General features: G+C 60.9%; 16 protein-coding genes. 9 read left to right on the top strand and 7 right to left on the bottom strand.

Annotated elements, in window-relative coordinates; genetic code table 11:
* Together wrbA and arsC are read right to left on the bottom strand one after the other, a co-directional pair.
* On the bottom strand, positions 1–597 hold the full coding sequence (wrbA, locus tag AC1DVF_RS17860; protein WP_093442184.1) for an NAD(P)H:quinone oxidoreductase: 597 nt from the start codon (positions 595–597) through the stop codon (positions 1–3).
* Positions 594–947, bottom strand: a complete 354-nt coding sequence (arsC, locus tag AC1DVF_RS17855; RefSeq protein ID WP_093442189.1) for an arsenate reductase (glutaredoxin) — start codon at positions 945–947, stop codon at positions 594–596. The genes wrbA and arsC overlap by 4 nt, the downstream gene beginning before the upstream one ends.
* 113 nt (positions 948–1060) lie before the next feature.
* On the opposite strand from arsC, the gene AC1DVF_RS17850 reads away from it, so the two are divergent.
* Positions 1061–1528: a TlpA disulfide reductase family protein gene (locus tag AC1DVF_RS17850; RefSeq protein ID WP_007917494.1), complete on the top strand. Its 468-nt coding sequence runs from the start codon at positions 1061–1063 to the stop codon at positions 1526–1528.
* Between the two features lie 260 nt (positions 1529–1788).
* Here AC1DVF_RS17850 and AC1DVF_RS17845 read toward each other — a convergent pair whose 3' ends face one another.
* Positions 1789–2193: an META domain-containing protein gene (locus AC1DVF_RS17845; protein ID WP_093442194.1), complete on the bottom strand. Its 405-nt coding sequence runs from the start codon at positions 2191–2193 to the stop codon at positions 1789–1791.
* Positions 2193–2627, bottom strand: coding sequence for a hypothetical protein (locus AC1DVF_RS17840; protein WP_095051061.1), 435 nt, complete (start codon positions 2625–2627; stop codon positions 2193–2195). The genes AC1DVF_RS17845 and AC1DVF_RS17840 overlap by 1 nt, the downstream gene beginning before the upstream one ends.
* A 133-nt stretch (positions 2628–2760) precedes the next feature.
* Here AC1DVF_RS17840 and AC1DVF_RS17835 point away from each other — a divergent pair, with 133 nt between their 5' ends.
* The gene (locus AC1DVF_RS17835) at positions 2761–3219 is read left to right on the top strand and encodes a hypothetical protein (RefSeq protein ID WP_099759342.1); all 459 of its coding nucleotides are present in this window, start codon (positions 2761–2763) and stop codon (positions 3217–3219) included.
* Positions 3220–3231: 12 nt separating this feature from the next.
* Here AC1DVF_RS17835 and AC1DVF_RS17830 read toward each other — a convergent pair whose 3' ends face one another.
* Together AC1DVF_RS17830 and AC1DVF_RS17825 are read right to left on the bottom strand one after the other, a co-directional pair.
* Positions 3232–4221, bottom strand: a complete 990-nt coding sequence (locus AC1DVF_RS17830) for a 2-hydroxyacid dehydrogenase (protein WP_477782894.1) — start codon at positions 4219–4221, stop codon at positions 3232–3234.
* A gap of 82 nt (positions 4222–4303) precedes the next feature.
* Positions 4304–7057: a response regulator gene (locus tag AC1DVF_RS17825; RefSeq protein ID WP_095051076.1), complete on the bottom strand. Its 2754-nt coding sequence runs from the start codon at positions 7055–7057 to the stop codon at positions 4304–4306.
* Positions 7058–7276: 219 nt separating this feature from the next.
* On the opposite strand from AC1DVF_RS17825, the gene AC1DVF_RS17820 reads away from it, so the two are divergent.
* The 7 genes from AC1DVF_RS17820 (at position 7277) to AC1DVF_RS17790 (ending at position 15820) form a co-directional block, all read left to right on the top strand.
* Positions 7277–7999, top strand: a complete 723-nt coding sequence (locus AC1DVF_RS17820; protein ID WP_477782893.1) for a response regulator transcription factor — start codon at positions 7277–7279, stop codon at positions 7997–7999.
* Entirely contained in the window at positions 7986–9410 is a 1425-nt protein-coding gene (locus tag AC1DVF_RS17815) for a histidine kinase sensor domain-containing protein (protein ID WP_477782892.1), read from the top strand. The genes AC1DVF_RS17820 and AC1DVF_RS17815 overlap by 14 nt, the downstream gene beginning before the upstream one ends.
* 236 nt (positions 9411–9646) lie before the next feature.
* Entirely contained in the window at positions 9647–10549 is a 903-nt protein-coding gene (gene cysM / locus AC1DVF_RS17810) for a cysteine synthase CysM (protein WP_175559687.1), read from the top strand.
* Positions 10549–11925 (top strand): 23S rRNA (uracil(1939)-C(5))-methyltransferase RlmD, encoded by a 1377-nt coding sequence (rlmD, locus tag AC1DVF_RS17805; protein ID WP_093442221.1) that lies wholly within the window; start codon positions 10549–10551, stop codon positions 11923–11925. Before cysM ends, rlmD begins: the two co-directional genes overlap by 1 nt.
* A gap of 101 nt (positions 11926–12026) precedes the next feature.
* A complete protein-coding gene (gene relA, locus AC1DVF_RS17800; RefSeq protein ID WP_077574114.1) occupies positions 12027–14270 on the top strand; it encodes a GTP diphosphokinase in 2244 nt (747 codons plus the stop codon).
* Positions 14271–14418: 148 nt separating this feature from the next.
* Positions 14419–15252 (top strand): nucleoside triphosphate pyrophosphohydrolase, encoded by an 834-nt coding sequence (gene mazG / locus AC1DVF_RS17795; RefSeq protein WP_007917475.1) that lies wholly within the window; start codon positions 14419–14421, stop codon positions 15250–15252.
* 25 nt (positions 15253–15277) lie between these two features.
* Positions 15278–15820, top strand: coding sequence for a DUF2058 domain-containing protein (locus tag AC1DVF_RS17790; protein ID WP_016987455.1), 543 nt, complete (start codon positions 15278–15280; stop codon positions 15818–15820).
* 70 nt (positions 15821–15890) lie between these two features.
* Here the strand turns inward: AC1DVF_RS17790 and AC1DVF_RS17785 are convergent, their stop codons facing one another.
* Entirely contained in the window at positions 15891–16079 is a 189-nt protein-coding gene (locus AC1DVF_RS17785) for a hypothetical protein (RefSeq protein ID WP_077574113.1), read from the bottom strand.
* Between the last annotated feature and the right edge of the window lie 33 nt (positions 16080–16112).

Raw genomic sequence — 16112 nt, 5'->3', positions numbered from 1 at the left:
TCAGCCCACCAGTTTCTGAGCGGTTTTGGCCAGCCGCAGACCCAACGCACGGCACAGCGCCACTTCGTGTTGATCAAGGCCTTTTTTGCCGTCCGCTCCGGCGTGATGACTGGCACCGTAAGGCGTGCCGCCACCCTGGGTTTCCAGCAGCGCCGACTCGCTGTACGGCAAGCCGGTGATGAGCATGCCGTGGTGCAGCAGCGGCAACATCATCGACAGCAGGGTGGTTTCCTGACCGCCGTGCAGGCTGGCGGTGGAGGTGAACACGCCAGCCGGTTTGCCGACGAGGGCGCCGGTCAGCCACAGGTTGCTGGTGCCGTCGAGGAAGTACTTCAGTGGCGCAGCCATGTTGCCGAAACGCGTCGGGCTACCGAGGGCGAGACCGGCGCAGTTCTTCAAATCATCCAGCGTTGCGTACAGCGCGCCTTCGTCCGGGATGGCCGGGGCCACGGCTTCGCACTCGGTGGAGATTGCCGGCACGGTGCGCAGGCGCGCTTCGAGGCCAGCCTGCTCGACGCCGCGGGCAATCTGCCGGGCCATCTCGTTGGTCGAGCCGTTGCGGCTGTAATACAGCACCAGAATGTACGGCGCGCTCACGGCAGCAACTCCAGGATATTCTCGGGTGGGCGACCGATCACCGCTTTGTCGCCAACCTCGAGAATCGGTCGCTCCATCAGTTTTGGATGCTGGGCAATAGCGTCGATCAATTGCGCTTCGCTGAGGCTTTCGTCAGCCAGTTGAAGCATTTTGTATTCATCTTCCCCGGTGCGCAGCAACTGACGTGCGCTGATCCCGAGCTTGCCGAGCAGGGCCTTGATTTGCGCTGCATTCAGCGGGGTTTCGAGGTACCGCACGACGTTCGGGGTCAGGCCGCGGGCTTCAAGAAGTTCCAGCGCGCCGCGGGATTTCGAGCAGCGCGGATTGTGATAAAGCGTCAGATCGGTCATGGCGGGTCGCTTCTGGCGTAAAGTGGCGGCTATTCTAACTGTGCAGCGCGCAATCCAGAACCTTCGGAGGCAATGGGTCGCAGGCGCCTTCAAATTTTCACAAGGAACACGACATGACACGGCGATTGGCAGCGGCATTGACGATAATCGGGGCGTTGATGCTGGGGGGCTGCGGCAATGATTACGGGATCGACCAGAACGGTCAGAAGGTCGCGTCCGAACGTCTCGACAAGCAATGGGTGGTGCTCAACTACTGGGCCGAATGGTGCGGCCCGTGCCGCACCGAGATCCCGGAGCTCAACCATCTGGCTGACGAGCTGAAGAGCAAGAACGTCGGCGTGTTCGGGGTCAACTTTGACAATGTGCAAGGTGTGGAGCTGAAAGACGCCAGTGAAAAACTGGGCATCAAGTTCACCGTGCTGGCGCAGGATCCGGCGGAGTTGTTTGAGTTGCCGCGCAGTGAGGCGCTGCCGGTGACGTACATCATCGACAACAAAGGCAAGGTGCGTGAGCAGTTGATGGGCGAGCAGACGGCGGCGGGGGTGATGGCGAAGCTGGAGGCGTTGCAGGCAACCAAGTGAGTTGCCGCTAAAGAGCAACCCTCACCCCAGCCCTCTCCCAGAGGGAGAGGGAGCCGACCGAGGTGTCTGGCCAGGTACATCGACCTGAGAGATCGAGTCGATTGTAGATTCGCCAAGGCAAGATCAGGTCGATTATGGGGTCGCCAAAGCAAAATCCGGTCGATTATGGATTCGGCATAGGCCTTTCAGGTCGGCGTAGCTCTCCAATATCCCCCATTCAGTCCCCTCTCCCCCTGGGAGAGGGTTAGGGTGAGGGCTTTTTAGCCTTCTTCCAACCACCAACGCAACGGCTTGCCTTCAGCCGGCCAGAAGCGCATCTGCTCGATCGGCGAGATATCCCAGCGCTCGACGTGTTCCAGCGCCTGCAGGAAGCGTTGTTCCTGCTCCATCAACGCCGGTGCACAGAGTTTGCGGGTCTTGCCGATCTTGCCGAAGGTCAGCTTGTCGCCGTCCAGCGTATACGGCGCAAACCAATGGTTGCAGCCGCCGTTGCCGTAGGCGCGGCCATCATCGCCCAGGGTCACGGTCAGATGGCTGTAATCCATCAGCGGGCGCTCGCCGATCCACTCCAGAATGTAGCTGCGGTTCTGTTGCAGTTGCACAGGCTCTGCCGCGCAACCCACCAGACCCACACCGACCATAGCGGTCAGGGCAAGCCGTTTCATCACGCAGGCTCCTGGCATTTCGGGCACAGGTGCTTTTCGCCCACGGCTTTCCAGCCCAGCTCGGCGATGCGCGCGGTGGCCGCCGGTTTCTCTGCGGCCTTGCCGAGTTTGGCGTCCACGGCAAATTCGAAGCTCAGCTCTTTGGCGCAGCTGTCGCAATTGACCTGCCAGGTGTGGATCGCCAGTTCGCCGAACACCGGGCCAGTGGTCATCGCGGTCCATTGGCCCGGCGGGTTGATCAGGTGGCGGACGGTTTCAACGGTCAGGCGCATGGACAAGTCCTTGCTGCCTTTGAGGGTGACCAACAGCGCGTCACCGATGCGAATCGAGCCACCATTGCCGGTGACCTGATAGCGGCCCGGAACGAGGGCGCGGCATTCGGTGAGGGTGTGTTGCGGGTTCATCAGGGTATAGCGGAAATCGTGTTCGACCATGGGTCCTCCAAATATGCGCGACATGCTAGCACGGGGTTGATTGCAGAATGATGCGCGCGTGCGACCTTCGATCCGGTTCAAATACCGCGACACTCATGGCAAACTGCCGGCCTCGAATCTGAAGGAACGGAACATGGCGCTGATCGAATGTTATGAATGCAAAAAGAGCATCAGCTCCGAAGCCTCGGCCTGCATTCATTGTGGAGCTCCGATAGCGGAGCAAACCGCTCACGCCCAGGCGCAGACAGCCGCGGCCCCGGTTCAGCCTTCGACGATTTCTTTTGGCAGTCTGCCGCGTAACAAGGCTGTGCCCGAAGTCACTGCACCAGCGCCTGAACCGCAACCTTTACCGAAAGTCATGCCGGCCGCCGCGCGGCGTCGACGCCAGCAGCCAACCGAGCAACCGGCCACTGAGCAGGCCAATGCCGATGGCAGTCGTCCGGTGGAAGGTTGGCTGAAAATCATGATCTTCCTGCTGCCGATGGTTTTCGTCTGGTTCCTGCTGCGCTACGGCCACTCGATGAAACAGCGCTTTTTTGGCTTCGGCTGGCTGGCGCTGCTGATTCTGGCGTCCTCGCTTTCACCGAAATAAGCGCAAAAAATCTCAGCCCTCGACCTGGTTCTGTGGCGTTCCCGCCGCCCAGGTCGCGATGTTGTGCAGGGTGGTTGCGGCAATGGCACCCAGTGCTTCACGGGTCAGAAAGGCCTGATGCGCGGTGATGATCACGTTGGGAAAGGTCAGCAATCGCGCCAGCACATCGTCCTGCAAAGGCAGGTCGGAGCGATCCTCGAAAAACAGTTGTGCCTCTTCCTCATAGACATCCAGCCCCAGATAGCCGAGTTGGCCGTCCTTCAATGCATCGATCAGTGCCGGTGTGTCGACCAGCCCACCACGGCCGGTATTGATCAGCATGGCGCCCGCCTGCATGTGTGCCAGTGAGTCGCGGTTGATCAGGTGTTTGCTTTGCTCGTTGAGCGGGCAGTGCAGGCTGATGATCCGCGACTGCGCGAGCAGTTCCGGCAGGCTCAGATAGCGTGCGCCCAACGCCAGCACATCCGGATTCGGGAATGGATCGTAGGCCAGCAACTCACAGCCGAAGCCGTGCATGATTTTCGCGAATGTGGCGCCGATCTGTCCGGTGCCGACAATCCCCACGGTTTTGCCGACCAGGTCGAAACCGGTCAGGCCATGCAGGCTGAAATCGCCTTCACGGGTGCGGTTATAGGCACGGTGCAGGCGACGGTTGAGGGCCAGGATCAGCGCCACGGCGTGTTCGGCCACCGCATGCGGCGAGTAGGCCGGCACGCGCACCACGGCCAGTCCGAGACGTTTCGCTGCGCCCAGATCGACATGGTTGTAGCCCGCCGAGCGCAGGGCAATCAGACGCGTGCCGCCCGCAGCCAGGCGCTCCAGCACGGGAGCGCTGAGATCATCATTGATGAACGCACAGACCACTTCATGCTTATCGGCCAGCGCTGCCGTATCGAGGCTGAGCCGGGCCGCTTGAAAGTGCAGCTCGATACCTGCCGGGCAAGCGGCGGCGAGAAAGCTGTCGCGGTCATAGGTCTGGCTACTGAAAACGAGCGTGCGCATGAAATCCTCCTGGAACATCGACACGGATTGAATCACCCGAACCCACTTTAGCGCTGCCGGTGTTGGCCGGCATTGCCGTGGATCAGGCGCTGATCTTCGCTTGTGCCGCGAGCCGGTTGATCGCGCGCTCCAGTTCTTCCAGCGCTGCCACGGCCTTGGGGTCGTCCTGCTTGAGCAGGGTTTCGCTGCGCTGGCAGGCCGCGCGCAATTGCGGTACGCCGCAATAACGGGTGGCACCGTGCAGGCGATGGACGCGTTCGATCAATGCATTCTGGTCGCGGTTTTCGCACGCCGCGCGGATGGCCTCGCGGTCGGCTTCCAGTGAGGCGAGCAACATGGCCAGCATGTCTGCCGCCAGATCAGCCTTGCCGGCGGCCAGGCGCAAACCTTCCTCGTGATCGAGCACCGGCAGTTCATTATTGCCCGCCGCGCTGTCGCTGATCCGCTCCGGCCCTTGATTGCGCAAGGCCAGGCCGGTCCACTTCAGCACCACCTGCGCCAGTTGCCGTTCGCTGATCGGTTTGGTCAGGTAGTCATCCATGCCGCTTTGCAGCAACGCGCGTTTTTCGTTGGCCATGGCGTGGGCGGTGAGGGCGACGATCGGCAGCGGCGTGCAGTGCCGCTCGCTTTCCCACTGGCGAATGGTTTCGGTGCTCTGACGGCCGTCCATGCCCGGCATCTGCACGTCCATCAACACCAGATCGAAGGACTCGCTTTGTACGGCTTTGACCGCCGCGTAGCCGCTTTCCACCGCGAGCACCTTGGCGCCCATGTCTTCGAGCAGGGTTTGCACCAGCAGCAAGTTGGCCGGGTTGTCGTCGACACAGAGTACTTTCGGCGCGCGGCTCGACAGCGGTTCCCCCGGCTCATTGCGCGGCTGGCGCGGGTTGACCAGATCGGCCAGCGCGCGACGCAGTTTGCGTGTGCAGGCCGGCTTGGCTTGCAACTGACTGTGCGGGTTCGGCACCGACAGATGGAACAGCGTCTGTTCGGTGGTCGGGCACAGCACCAGCACTTTGCAGCCCAGATGTTCGAGGTCCCAGATGTGCTGATTCAAACGCTCGGGCAGCATGTCGTTGCTGGTGATGCCAATGACCGCCAGATCAATCGCCTGATCGGTCTGGTGCGCACCGGTGACGCCATTGGTCAAGGTTTCCAGCGTATTGAACGGCGTGACATCGAGGCCGCAATCTTCCAGTTGATGTTGCAAGGCCTGACGCGCCAGTTCATGACTTTCCAGTACTGCCACGCGGCGCCCGAGTAGCGGCGGGGCCGGCAAGTCTTCGGCGTCGTCACGGGTTTTCGGCAGGCTCAGGCTGATCCAGAATTCCGAGCCTTCGCCCGGTGTGCTGTCGACGCCGATTTCACCACCCATCTGCTCAATCAGACGCTTGGAAATCACCAGCCCCAGGCCGGTGCCGCCCGGTTGCCGCGACAGCGAGTTGTCGGCCTGACTGAAGGCCTGGAACAACGCGCGCACGTCCTGATTCGACAGGCCGATGCCGGTGTCCTGAATGCTGATGCGCAACTGCACGCTGTCCTCGTGCTCATCTTCAAGCATCGCGCGGGCAACGATGGTGCCTTCGCGGGTGAACTTGATCGCGTTGCTGACCAGGTTGGTGAGGATCTGCTTCAGGCGTAACGGGTCACCGACCAGCGACAGCGGCGTGTCACGGTAGACCAGGCTGACCAGCTCCAATTGCTTGGCGTGTGCGGCAGGGGCGAGGATGGTCAGGGTGTCCTGCAACAGATCGCGCAGGTTGAACGGAATATGGTCGAGTACCAGTTTGCCAGCCTCGATTTTCGAGAAGTCGAGGATCTCGTTGATGATCCCCAGCAGGCTGTCGGCAGACTTTTCGATGGTGCCCAGATAATCGAGCTGGCGCGGGGTCAGTTCGCTTTTCTGCAACAGATGCGTGAAGCCGAGAATGCCGTTTAGCGGCGTGCGGATTTCGTGGCTCATGTTGGCGAGGAATTCGGATTTGATCCGGCTCGCCTCCAGCGCTTCTTTGCGCGCCAGGTCCAGTTCGATGTTCTGGATCTCGATGGTTTCCAGATTCTGGCGCACGTCTTCGGTGGCCTGATCGACACTGTGTTGCAGTTCTTCGCGGGCGTTTTGCAAGGTACCGGCCATGCGATTGATCCCGGAGGCCAGTTCATCCAGCTCTTGGCTGCCCAGTGGCGGCAAACGCGTTTCCAGATGGCCATCCTTGAGTTGCGCGACGGCTTGTTTGATCTGGCTCAGCGGCCGGTTGATGGTACGGCCCATGCGCAATGCCAGCAGGGCGGCCCCCGCCAGGCCCGCGGCAATCAGCAGCAGACTGGCAAACAGGCTGCGATAACCGCGCAGCAACATACCGTTGTGCGACAGCTCCAGTTCGACCCAGCCAAGCAGTCGCTCGGATTCTTCCGGGATCAGTTCGCCGGCGAGGTTGCGATGTTTGCCGAACACCGGCATCAGGTAACGCGTCGCGTCATTGCCGCTGCGCCGTTGCAAATGCGCGCTGTCGCCGCTCGGTGCCTGATTGAGCATGGTCGGGCCGGCATGCGCCAGCGGTGAGCGGTCCGGGGCGAGGAAGGTCACCGCGCGTACGTCCGGCTGTTCAAGGGATTGCGTGGCGATGCGCTCCAGCAATTCGCTGTTGCCATGGCCCATGGCGGGTGCCACCAGCGGCGCCAGTTGCTCGGCAATCATTTCGCCGCGCTGCATCAATTGGGTCTGCAAGTCGGCCTGCTGCGTCCAGGTGAAATAACCACCCAGCACCAGCGCCATCAGGCTGGTCGGCAACAAGGTCAGCAATAACACGCGACCTTTGATTCCCAGTTTCTTGAGCACGCCTATCTCCTGCATCCCGCTGATCTGTTGACTCATGCGTGCATCCGGCACGCGACATTGGCGCAGTGTAGCGATTTGCTCGCGGGCAATCTCCGGAAAAATGCGCTCGCGTCGGGGCAGGGCGTCGCTGCTCGTTGGTCAGCTCGGTCAACCTTGAGTTGCCCGATGCCCGGCAATCTTGAATAATCAGTCTCAACTGAGAATTACTTGCAGATACTCATGACTCCTGTTTCCGCTGGCCAGCCACGCATTCTCTCCATCGAAGACGATCCGGTACTCGGCGCCTATGTTCACGAACATCTGCGCCGCAGCGGCTTTCAGGTGACGTGGTGCCAGAACGGCCAGGAGGGCCTGAACATCGCCACGCGCCAGCCGTTCGACGTGGTGCTGATGGATATTCTCTTGCCGGGCCTGGACGGTTTGCAGGTGTTGACGCAATTGCGCCAGAGCCACACGACGCCAGTGCTGCTGATGTCGGCCCTCGGCGCCGAGGCGGATCGCATCAGCGGTTTCCGTCTCGGTGCTGACGATTATTTGCCCAAGCCGTTCAGCATGGCCGAGTTGCATGTGCGCATCGAGGCGATCCTGCGCCGGGTTGCGCTGGATCGGCGCCCGGCACCGCTGGCGACGCCAGTGGCGGTCGGTACGCTGCGCTTCGATGACCAACAGTGCGATGTGTTTTTCCGCGAACAACCCGCCGGGCTGACCCGCAGCGAATTCCGTTTGCTCGAAACCCTCAATCGCAACGAAGAGGAAGTGCTGAGCAAAGCCTTCCTTTATCAGCACGTTTTGCAGCGCGGCTACGCGGCCCACGATCGCAGCCTCGACATGCACATCAGCCAGATCCGCCGCAAACTGAAAGCCATCAGTTACACCGAGCGGGAAGTGCGTACGGTCTGGGGCAAGGGTTACGTTCTGAGCGCCGCCGATGAAACGCTCTGAACTGCCGGGGCGGCATTCACTGTTCTGGAAACTGGCGTTTCTGCTGGTCGCATTTTGTCTGCTGATGATCTGGCTGAGCTGGTCGTGGGGACGTTATATGGAGGAGCGCAACCAGTTCCTCTCCGACGACGCGCGCGGCACTCTGACGCGTTACGCCGCGCAAGCGGAACAGGCCTGGCAGCACGGCGGCCGCAGCGGGGTCGATGACTGGTTGCAGAGCATGGAGTTGCGCGAAGCCAGTTGGGTCGGTGTGATCGGTGGCAACTTACAGTCGCTGAGCAATGATCCGCTGAATGATCAGGAAATTCAGCACCTGACCTTCTTGCGCGGGCTCGACTGGCCGATCCACAAGAAAGGCCGGCCGTGGTTGCGCATTCCTTTCCCCAAAGAGCCGTCTGCCGGCAGCCTGGTGATCGAATTGCCCGAACGATTTGTTCCGGGTAAGTACCGGGTGTTCTGGCGCGTCATCACCAACGGCGTGATTCCCGGGTTGTTCACGTTATTGCTGTGTGTCGGTCTGTACCGCTTGCTGGTCGTGCCCCTGAACAACCTGCGCGAACAGGCCAACGCCTGGCGCGCCGACCAGTTGAATGTGCGGTTGTCGAGCGGCATCACCCAGCGCCCGGATGAACTCGGTGAACTGGCGCGGGCGTTCGACTCCATGTCCGAACGCCTGCAATCGACCGTGGCTCTGCAACAGCAATTGCTGCGTGATCTGTCCCATGAATTGCGCACGCCGCTGAGCCGGCTGCGCGTCGCCAGTGAAAGCGAACAAGGCCTGGTGCAACTGCGCGAGCGCATCGGTCGTGAAGTCGACGGTATGCAACGCTTGGTCGAAGACACCCTGCAACTGGCCTGGCTCGATACCGACCGCACGCCGCTGCCGGATGAAGCCATTCAAATTCAGGCCCTGTGGGAAATGCTCACGGACAACGCCTGTTATGAAAGCGGCTGGCCGAGTCTGCAGCTGCAGTGCTCGGTCGAAGCGTCGTGCTGGGTGCGTGGCAACCTGAATACGCTGGCGCAGGCGTTGGAGAACATTGTGCGTAACGCGATTCGGCATTCGCCGCCGGGCGGGATCGTGCGTCTTGATGGACGGCGCGATGGCGATTTCTGGCATCTGTGGCTGGACGATCAGGGCGGCGGGGTGGCGGAAGGGGATCTGGAACGGATCTTCTCACCGTTCACTCGGCTCGACGGCTCGCGGCCCGGTGATGGTGGGTTTGGCTTGGGGCTGAGCATCGCGCGCAATGCCGTGCAGCGTCAGGGCGGGAGTATTTGGGCGGAAAATAGCGGGGCAGGGTTGCGGTTGAATTTGCGGTTGCTGGCGGATGACGGTGTTGCGCCGACTGACGCCTTCGCGAGCAGGCTCGCTCCCACATTGGAACTCGGTTCGCCGCAGATTGTGTGATCAACAGTTAATAGTGTCATCACTGCTGACACTACTCCCTGTGGGAGCGAGCCTGCTCGCGAAGAGGCCATACGCATCACCGCCAATTAAAATGACCCACCGCAAAAGTCGCACCACTGGTGCGACTTTCAATCCCTTATTCCCATAAACCATAAGCACCGCACTTTGCGTGATATGGCCTGCGCGGGTTTGCCGGTATGATAGGCGCCCCCGCACGTCTGGATTGCGAATACGCCATGACCTTGCAGTACCCAACCATCGCCGATTGCGTCGGCAACACGCCGCTGGTGCGTTTGCAGCGCCTGCCCGGTGCTACCAGCAACACCCTATTGCTCAAGCTCGAAGGGAATAACCCGGCAGGTTCGGTCAAGGACCGTCCGGCGTTGTCGATGATCACTCGCGCCGAGTTGCGCGGGCAGATCCACGCCGGCGATACGCTGATCGAAGCGACCTCGGGCAACACCGGGATCGCGCTGGCCATGGCCGCTGCGATCAAGGGTTACAAGATGATCCTGATCATGCCGGACAACTCCAGCGCCGAGCGTAAAGCGGCGATGACCGCGTACGGTGCCGAGCTGATTCTGGTCAGCCAGGAAGAAGGCATGGAAGGTGCCCGCGACCTCGCCCAGCGCATGGAAGCCGAAGGCCGTGGCAAGGTGCTCGATCAGTTCGCCAATGGCGACAATCCTGAGGCGCACTACACCACCACAGGTCCGGAAATCTGGCGTCAGACCCAGGGCACCATTACCCATTTCGTCAGTTCGATGGGCACCACCGGCACCATCATGGGCGTGTCGCGCTACTTGAAAGAGCAGAGCGACAGCGTGCAGATTGTCGGTCTGCAACCGATGGAAGGCTCGGCCATTCCCGGTATCCGCCGCTGGCCGCAGGAATACCTGCCGAAGATTTACCAGGCCGACCGCGTTGACCGTATCGTCGACATGGCGCAAAGCGAGGCCGAGGACGTCACCCGTCGTCTGGCCCGCGAAGAAGGTATCTTCTGCGGCGTGTCCTCGGGCGGTGCGGTGGCAGCGATGCTGCGCCTGTCCCAAGAAGTTGAAAACGCGGTGATCGTCGCGATCATCTGCGACCGTGGCGACCGTTACCTGTCGACCGGCATTTTCGACGCGCCTAACTGATGGCCAAGCACGAGAGAGGCCTGCGCTTCCAGCCCACGGGCGGGAGCAAGGCCGCGCAAATTCCGACCGGCAAAAAGCAGCGCTTGACCATTGAGCGCCTGGCCAATGATGGTCGCGGTATTGCGTTTTTCGAAGGCAAAACCTGGTTCGTCCTCGGCGCCCTCGCCGGCGAAGAGGTCGAAGCGCGGGTGCTCGGCGCCCACGGCAAAGTGGTCGAGGCGCGCACCGAGCGCGTGTTCAAGGCCAGCGAACTGCGTCGCCCGGCACCGTGTCAGCACGCTGGTCGTTGCGGCGGTTGCAGCGTCCAGCACTTGCCCCACAGCGAACAGCTTGCCCTGAAACAGCGCATGCTCGCCGAGCAATTGTCGCGTGTCGCCGGTGTCGAACCTGACGCGTGGGCAGCGCCGCTGACCGGTCCCGAATTTGGCTATCGCCGTCGTGCCCGCATCGCGGTGCGTTGGGACATGAAGGCGAAGAAACTCGAAGTCGGTTTCCGTGCCGCCGGCAGCCAAGACATCGTCGCGATCAACGAATGCCCGGTGCTGGTACAGCCCTTGCAACCGATCATGACCCGTTTGCCGGAGATGCTCCGTCGTTTGAGCAAACCGCAAGCATTGGGCCATGTCGAGTTGTTCAGTGGCTCGTCACTGGCGGTGCTGCTGCGGCACATGGCGCCGTTGTCGGAAGCGGATCTGACCATTCTCAAGGAATTTTGCCAGTTCCATGAAGCGCAATTATGGCTGCATGGCGAAGGCGAGCCGCAACCGGTCGATGCGACCCAGGCGCTGGGCTATCGCCTGGAACAGTGGGATCTGGATCTGGCGTATCGCCCGGGTGACTTCATCCAGGTCAACGCCGGCGTCAACGAAGCCATGGTTGCGCAAGCGCTGGACTGGCTGAAACCCGGTAGCGACGAGCGCGTGCTGGATCTGTTCTGCGGCCTGGGCAACTTTGCCTTGCCGCTGGCCAAAACCGTTCGGGAAGTGGTGGCGGTCGAAGGCGTGCAGACCATGGTCGATCGCGCCGAAGCCAATGCGGCTAGTAACAATTTGCATAACACAAAGTTTTTTCAAGCCGATTTATCCCAGCCTTTGACCGATGCCCAGTGGATCGGAAACGGCTTTTCTGCGGTACTCTTGGACCCACCGCGTGACGGTGCTTTCGAGGTGGTTCGCAAGCTGGCGACCCTGGGTGCCAAACGGTTGGTGTATGTGTCGTGCAACCCTGCAACTCTGGCGCGCGATACGGTCGAATTGATCAAGCAGGGCTACCGGTTAAAACGTGCCGGGATTCTCGATATGTTTCCTCAGACGGCACATGTCGAGGCCATGGCGTTATTTGAAGCGAGCCAGGATGGCTCGTCTGAATCCGCCTGATCTGTCCGTGCAGCGCTCGCTTTAGCCCCGCGAGCGCAAACGGGCAACAAGGGTCAGCGATTTGACGCATTGAATCTGCGTCGTAGGGAAGGTAAAGCAAGATGGTACAGGTGAGAGCACACCAGCCGATCAACACTGACGGCAGTATCAATCTCGAGGCTTGGCTCGATCACGCGGTCAGTGTCGATCTGGCACTGGATCGCGAAGCCTTGAAAGAAGCCTGCGAGTTCGCTCGCGAGGCCGAACAACAGTCCAATGCCAGGAAGAATCTGTGGGCCGAAGGCTCCGGCAGTTTCAGTACGGGCCTGGAAATCGCCGAGATTCTCGCCGACCTCAAGCTCGATCAGGATTCGCTGGTCGCAGCGGTCCTGTATCGCGGCGTGCGTGAAGGCCAGATCGAACTCGCGGCCGTCGGCCAGCGCTTCGGCCCGGTGGTGGCCAAGCTGATCGACGGCGTGCAGCGCATGGCCGCCATCAGTGCCAGCCTCAGCCCGCGTCAGTCGATGGTCATGGGCACGCAAGGGCAGGTGGAAAACCTGCGCAAGATGCTGGTGGCGATGGTCGATGACGTTCGCGTTGCCCTGATCAAACTCGCCGAACGCACCTGCGCCATTCGTGCGGTGAAAACCGCCGACGACGAAAAGCGTAACCGCGTCGCCCGCGAAGTCTTCGACATTTATGCGCCGCTCGCGCACCGCCTCGGCATCGGTCATATCAAATGGGAACTGGAGGACTTGTCCTTCCGTTATCTCGAGCCGGATCAATACAAGCAGATTGCCAAGTTGCTCCACGAGCGACGGCTGGACCGTGAGCGTTTCATCGCCGATGTGATGACCCAGCTCAAGGATGAATTGCAGGCCACCGGCGTCGATGCCGACATCAGCGGCCGGGCCAAACACATCTATTCGATCTGGCGCAAAATGCAGCGCAAGGGTCTGGAATTCAGCCAGATCTACGACGTGCGTGCGGTGCGCGTGCTGGTCCCGGAAATGCGCGACTGCTACACCGCGCTGGGTATCGTCCACACCTTGTGGCGGCACATCCCGAAAGAATTCGACGACTATATCGCCAACCCGAAAGAGAATGGCTACCGCTCGCTGCACACGGCGGTGATCGGCCCTGAGGGTAAAGTGCTCGAGGTGCAGATCCGTACGCACTCGATGCATGAAGAGGCTGAGCTCGGTGTCTGCGCGCACTGGCGCTACAAGGGCACCGACGTCAAATCCGGCTCGAACCACTACGAAGAGAAAATCTCCTGGCTGCGACAGGTCCTCGAGTGGCACGAAGAGCTGGGCGATATCGGTGGTCTGGCCGAACAGCTACGCGTCGATATCGAGCCGGATCGGGTCTACATCTTCACTCCCGATGGCCACGCCATCGACTTGCCGAAAGGCGCGACGCCGCTGGACTTCGCTTATCGCGTGCACACCGAGATCGGCCACAACTGCCGTGGCGCGAAGATCAACGGGCGCATCGTGCCGCTCAACTACAGCCTGCAGACCGGTGAGCAGGTCGAGATCATCACCAGCAAGCACGGTACGCCGAGCCGCGACTGGCTGAACTCGAACCTCGGTTACGTCACCACCTCGCGGGCGCGGGCGAAGATCGTTCACTGGTTCAAATTGCAGGCGCGCGACCAGAACGTTGCCGCCGGTAAAACCCTGATCGAGCGCGAACTGACGCGCCTCGGTCTGCCTGCGGTGGACTTCGACAAGCTGGCCGACAAGGCCAACATGAAAACCGCCGAAGACATGTTTGCCGCCCTCGGTGCCGGCGACCTGCGTCTGGCGCAACTGGTCAACCTCGCGCAGCAACTGGTCGAACCGGAACGCGGCAACGAGCAGCTGGAACTGATTCCACGCAAAGCCACCGGTTACAAACCGGGCAAGCGCGGCGACATTCAGATCCAGGGCGTCGGCAACCTGATGACGCAGATGGCCGGTTGCTGCCAGCCGCTGCCGGGCGATGCGATCGTCGGCTATATCACTCAGGGCCGTGGCGTGAGCATTCACCGTCAGGACTGCGCCTCGGTGCTGCAACTGGGTGGGCGCGAGCCGGAGCGGATCATCCAGGTCAGTTGGGGCCCGGTGCCGGTGCTCACCTATCCGGTGGACATCGTTATCCGCGCCTACGACCGTTCCGGTCTGCTGCGTGACGTCTCGCAGGTATTGCTCAACGAACGCATCAACGTGCTGGCGGTCAACACCCGCTCGAACAAGGAAGACAACACCGCGCTGATGTCCCTGACGATCGAGATCCCGGGTCTGGATGCGCTGGGGCGCTTGCTGGGGCGGATTTCGCAGTTGCCGAACATCATCGAAACGCGGCGTAACCGTACCCCTTGAAGATGACTTCGATTGATCGTTCCCACGCTCCGCGTGGGAATGCCTCTAGGGACGCTCTGCGTCCAGTGACGCGGAGCGTCACGGGCTGCATTCCCACGCAGAGCGTGGGAACGATCAAGATCGCAGAAAGGGTTGAGTGAGATTTTGTATGTACAGCCTTGAAGACCTGCTCCACCTGATGAACCGTCTGCGCGATCCGCAATACGGTTGCCCGTGGGACATCAAGCAAACCTACGCGACCATCGTTCCGCACACCCTCGAAGAAGCCTACGAAGTGGCCGACGCCATCGAGCGCGGCGACTTCGATCACTTGCAGGGCGAGCTGGGCGATCTGCTGTTCCAGGTGGTGTATTACAGCCAGTTGGCCAAGGAAGAAGGGCGCTTTGAATTTGCCGGGGTGATCGACAGCATCACCCGCAAGCTGATCCGTCGTCACCCGCACGTGTTTCCCACCGGTGATCTGTACGCGCCGCTGGATGTGCCGCGCTTGAGCGAAGAACAGGTCAAACAACGCTGGGAAGAGATCAAGGCCGAAGAGCGCGCGGAGAAATCTGCCGCGCCCGAGCAACTGTCACTGCTCGATGACGTGCCGGCAACGTTGCCGGCATTGTCGCGTTCGGCCAAGTTGCAGAAGCGCGCAGGCCAGGTCGGTTTCGACTGGCCAGACGCCTTGCCGGTGCTCGACAAGGTGCGCGAAGAACTTGATGAAGTCCTCGAAGCCATGTCCGAAAACGATCCCGTCGCCGTGGCTGACGAGATCGGCGATCTGCTGTTTTCCGTGGTCAACCTGGCCCGGCATCTGAAGGTCGACCCGGAAACTGCGCTGCGTGGCGCCAACGGCAAGTTCGAAAGACGTTTCCGATTTATCGAACAGGCATTGCGCGACACCCACCGTCCCATAGAAGATTGCACCCTCGAAGAGTTGGACGCCCTGTGGGGTGAAGCCAAACGTCAGGAAAAGAATTTGCCCGGCTGCGGCTGAGCCACTGCCCAAGTGAGTAAGCACCATGAGTATTTCCCTTCGCGACCAGTTGCTCAAAGCAGGCCTGGTCAACCAAAAGCAGGCCAAGCAAGTCAGCAAGGACAAGCAAAAGCAGCAACGTCTGGCGCACAAAGGTCAGATCGAGCTGGATGACTCGCAGCAGCGTGCCGCCCAGGAAGCCATGGCCGAGAAGGTCAAGCGTGACCAGGAGCTGAACCGCCAGCAGAAAGAGAAAGCCGAAGCCAAGGCGCGTGCAGCACAGGTCAAACAACTGATCGAAGTCTCGCGTCTGCCGAAGCTGACCACCGAGGACTACTACAACTTCGTCGATGACAAGAAGGTCAAGCGCATCTCGGTAAACACGCTGATGCGCAACAAGCTCAGCAGCGGTTCGCTGGCGATCGTGCACCATGCCGGCGGCTACGAAGTGATCCCGCGTGAAGCGGCCCTGAAGATCCAGGAGCGCGATCCACAGCGCATCGTCCAGCTCAACGTGCAGACCGAAGAGGTCAGCACCGAGGACGATCCGTACGCGGCGTATCAGATCCCTGATGACCTGATGTGGTAAATCGATAAAGCTGTAATAACGACAAACCCCGCTCATGGCGGGGTTTGTCGTTTTCAATGCTGTGGTTGAATCAGGAGGAGCGGGTTTCGCGTTGTTGCTCTTGCACTTCGAGTTCGGCCTTGTAGTTGTGGGCATCGATCTCGTTGTGGAACATGCCGACCAGCAAGTCTTGTTGATGCACATCCCAGATGCGGATACCGGCGGCTACGCCTTCGTGGGACATGTGTGAATCGTCGCGTTCAGTTACTTTTACAGTCATCTGCTAGCTCCAAATCTCAAGTTATCTGCAGCA

It is taken from the genome of Pseudomonas sp. P4_D7 (assembly GCF_056401755.1).
This window is presented reverse-complemented; position numbering and strand designations above follow the sequence as displayed.

Coding starts and splice junctions, on each gene's coding strand:
- arsC (WP_093442189.1), bottom strand. CDS start 947: ATGACCGATCTGACGCTTTATCACAATCCGCGCTGCTCGAAATCCCGC.
- AC1DVF_RS17850 (WP_007917494.1), top strand. CDS start 1,061: ATGACACGGCGATTGGCAGCGGCATTGACGATAATCGGGGCGTTGATG.
- AC1DVF_RS17845 (WP_093442194.1), bottom strand. CDS start 2,193: ATGAAACGGCTTGCCCTGACCGCTATGGTCGGTGTGGGTCTGGTGGGT.
- AC1DVF_RS17840 (WP_095051061.1), bottom strand. CDS start 2,627: ATGGTCGAACACGATTTCCGCTATACCCTGATGAACCCGCAACACACC.
- AC1DVF_RS17835 (WP_099759342.1), top strand. CDS start 2,761: ATGGCGCTGATCGAATGTTATGAATGCAAAAAGAGCATCAGCTCCGAA.
- AC1DVF_RS17830 (WP_477782894.1), bottom strand. CDS start 4,221: ATGCGCACGCTCGTTTTCAGTAGCCAGACCTATGACCGCGACAGCTTT.
- AC1DVF_RS17820 (WP_477782893.1), top strand. CDS start 7,277: ATGACTCCTGTTTCCGCTGGCCAGCCACGCATTCTCTCCATCGAAGAC.
- AC1DVF_RS17815 (WP_477782892.1), top strand. CDS start 7,986: ATGAAACGCTCTGAACTGCCGGGGCGGCATTCACTGTTCTGGAAACTG.
- cysM (WP_175559687.1), top strand. CDS start 9,647: ATGACCTTGCAGTACCCAACCATCGCCGATTGCGTCGGCAACACGCCG.
- rlmD (WP_093442221.1), top strand. CDS start 10,549: ATGGCCAAGCACGAGAGAGGCCTGCGCTTCCAGCCCACGGGCGGGAGC.
- relA (WP_077574114.1), top strand. CDS start 12,027: ATGGTACAGGTGAGAGCACACCAGCCGATCAACACTGACGGCAGTATC.
- mazG (WP_007917475.1), top strand. CDS start 14,419: ATGTACAGCCTTGAAGACCTGCTCCACCTGATGAACCGTCTGCGCGAT.
- AC1DVF_RS17790 (WP_016987455.1), top strand. CDS start 15,278: ATGAGTATTTCCCTTCGCGACCAGTTGCTCAAAGCAGGCCTGGTCAAC.
- AC1DVF_RS17785 (WP_077574113.1), bottom strand. CDS start 16,079: ATGACTGTAAAAGTAACTGAACGCGACGATTCACACATGTCCCACGAA.